3 protein-coding genes are annotated in these 2,786 nt (G+C 60.2%); 2 read left to right on the forward strand and 1 reads right to left on the reverse strand.

What is annotated here, in order from left to right:
* A partial coding sequence (locus AC1D1X_RS20070; protein ID WP_477698991.1) for a GlxA family transcriptional regulator occupies nucleotides 1-878 on the reverse strand: 878 nt, incomplete at its 3' end.
* 82 nt (nucleotides 879-960) lie between these two features.
* Between AC1D1X_RS20070 and AC1D1X_RS20075 the strand changes: the two genes are divergently transcribed.
* Together AC1D1X_RS20075 and AC1D1X_RS20080 are read left to right on the forward strand one after the other, a co-directional pair.
* The gene (locus AC1D1X_RS20075; protein WP_477698989.1) at nucleotides 961-1,638 is read left to right on the forward strand and encodes a DJ-1/PfpI family protein; all 678 of its coding nucleotides are present in this window, start codon (nucleotides 961-963) and stop codon (nucleotides 1,636-1,638) included.
* A gap of 27 nt (nucleotides 1,639-1,665) precedes the next feature.
* Complete coding sequence (locus AC1D1X_RS20080; RefSeq protein WP_477698990.1) at nucleotides 1,666-2,646, forward strand: tripartite tricarboxylate transporter substrate-binding protein; 981 nt, start codon at nucleotides 1,666-1,668, stop codon at nucleotides 2,644-2,646.
* Nucleotides 2,647-2,786: the final 140 nt, after the last annotated feature.

Genomic DNA, 2,786 nt, shown 5'->3' on the forward strand with positions numbered 1-2,786 from the left:
GAAATACCCCGGGTCGATCCGGTATGCCTCTGGACTTCCTTCCCCGACAGACACCCCGAGCTGGCGAGGATTTMCGCCTGTTCACACCGCAAGCTGTTGAGTGCGGCTATGGGACCCATGCCGAAGTTTTCCGCAAACTTGCGCTGAAAAGTGCGCCGGGACATATTGCACATATCCGCCATCTCGTCGACGGACCATTCGTGATCAAGCCGGGCCTGCAACAACTCGATCAACTGGCGAAATGGTGCAACGGCCCGATCCTGAATCCTCAGGGCCTGGCTGTACTGGCGCTGATCGCCGTCCCTGCGTAAATAGACAAGCAGCCGCCGCGCGACACGCTGCGAGATGTCGGCGCCATGGTCGCGCTCGATAAGGGCCAGCGCGAGGTCGATGCCGGCGGTAACACCCGCCGTGGTCCAGTACTTGCCGCTTTCGCAGTAGATCTTGTCGTCGTTAACCCTGAGGTCCGGAAAGTCCCGCTGCAATCTCTCGGCGGATCGCCAGTGGGTGGTGACCTCCCGGCCACTCAACAGCCCGGTGGCGGCGAGCAGGAAGGCCCCCGTGCAAACGCTGCAGGTTCTACGTGTGGCCTGGTCTCTTTCCCGCAGCCAGTTGACCAATTGAAGATCGGCACATGCCGCATGGATACCGCCACCGCCCGGCACCACCAGCGCATCGATCGGCAATGCCGCGGCAGCCCCCAGATCGTGGTCCACATGGATTTTCAGTGCACCATCGGCGCTCGTTACAACGTCCTTCCGTGCCACAGTGATCAGGCGATACGCCGGAACGCCCACCTCTTCATTTGCCGTGGCAAATGCCTGCCACGGCCCGGCGAGGTCAATGGGCTGGAAGCCGTCAAACAAGAGAAATGCCACCCATTTTGGCGCACATTCGCCCGCTTTTGGCACTGTCCCTGCGGCACCTGGCCTTACCGTCAGCGTATTAAGGAGGGTGTTCATGAAAGTTAATATTATTCTCTTCAATGCACTGACACAACTTGATTTGACAGGGCCCTTTGAAGTCCTGGCACGTGTGCCGGGGGTGCATGTCGAGCTCGTAGGGAAGTCACTGGAGCCAGTCCGCTCGGACCGCGGCCTCACGCTGACACCCACCACGACCATCGCAAACGCACCGCCCTGCGACCTGCTGGTGGTGCCGGGGGGACCTGGAACCGACGACGCCATACTGGACRCCGAGTGGGTCAATTTCACCCGCAGGCAAGCAAAGTCAGCGAAGTACATCTTCGGTATCTGTACGGGTTCGTTGCTGCTCGGCGCCGCGGGCCTTCTCAAGGGCAGGCGAAGCACCTGCCACTGGCAGGCCATCGATTTTCTGCCGGCGTTCGGTGCCATCGTCACCAGAGAGCGCATGTGTGTGGACGGAAATATCTTCACGGCGGGCGGCGTGACATCCGGCATCGACATGGCCTTGAAGGTCGTCGCAATGCTGAAGGGAGACGAAACAGCCAAGCAAATCCAGCTCCAGATCGAATACGACCCCAAGCCGCCCTTTCCAGGTGGTACGCCCTTTACATCGGAGCCGGCCATCATCGAGAAATGCCTGGCAGCGACGCAGGCGCGGCGAGCCCTGCGGGCCTCGGCCGTCGGCTATGCGGCCCTTCGCATGCCAGTCTGAAAAGTACCGGTAACACTGGAGAAACTTATGAGCAAGAAACTGTTTTCACTGGTTTTTTGGGCCTTGCTGGCATGCGGCATGGGCGCGCAGGCGCAAGGTGTTTACCCCTCGAAACCGGTGACATTGATTGTTCCCTACCCCGCAGGAGGTCCTATGGACAAGCTCGCGCGGGAGCTTGCCTTACCGCTGGAAAAGCAGTTAGGGCAATCCATCATCATCCAGAACCTGTCAGGMGCCGGCGGCAACCTGGGCAGTACCATCGCCTTGCGTGCGGCTGCCGACGGCTATACCCTGCTGTTGAACCATATCGGGATGGCGACAGCCCCTGCGCTATACCGCCGCCTCGGTTTCAACCCGGAGACGGACTTCGAACCTTTGGGCATCATGGCTGAATCGCCACTGATGCTGGTGACGCGCCCACAGATAGCTACGGGCTCAGCGGTTGAGCTGGTGCGGTGGATAGCCACGCAACCACAGGTCAAGCTTGCCAACGKCGGCATTGGGTCGGCGTCGCATCTGTGCGGCCTTCTCCTGCAGTCTTCGCTGGGCATCGGCATGACCACCGTTCCCTATCGCGGGACCGCACCGGCGTTGGCGGATTTACTGGGAGGCCATGTAGACCTGATGTGCGATTTGACAGCCAATGTGCTCCCTCATGTATTTAGCGGAAAAACCAGGCCCGTCGGCGTGACATCAGCCAAGCCACTCACCGTTCCCGGCGCCTCGGCGATCCCGACGCTCGAGAAATTCGGGATTCCCTCCGTCCGGCTTGGCGTCTGGTACGGCTTGTATGCGCCGAAGAACACGCCTCAGGCGGTACAAACCAGAATCAACGCTGCATTGCTGGGCGCAATCCAGACGGACGCATTCAAACGGGCACAGCTCGCTTCAGGAATCGATGTGGTTCGGGATGCGCGCAACACACCCGCGGGTCATCGCGAATACTTGCACAGCGAAATTGCACGCTGGACGCCGGTGATCAAGGCGGCGGGGGCCTACGCGGACTAGGGCTGCCCGGAAACGTAATCCATAAATCCCGATTGTTTTTCCGATCATCGGGAACGCCTGCTTGTCGGTCCATACAACCGAAGCAAATCCAACATCTTCTCTCCCAATACCTTCATCGCCACATCCCGCCCCCATCGCAC

This window comes from Polaromonas sp. P1_G4 (genome assembly GCF_056405475.1).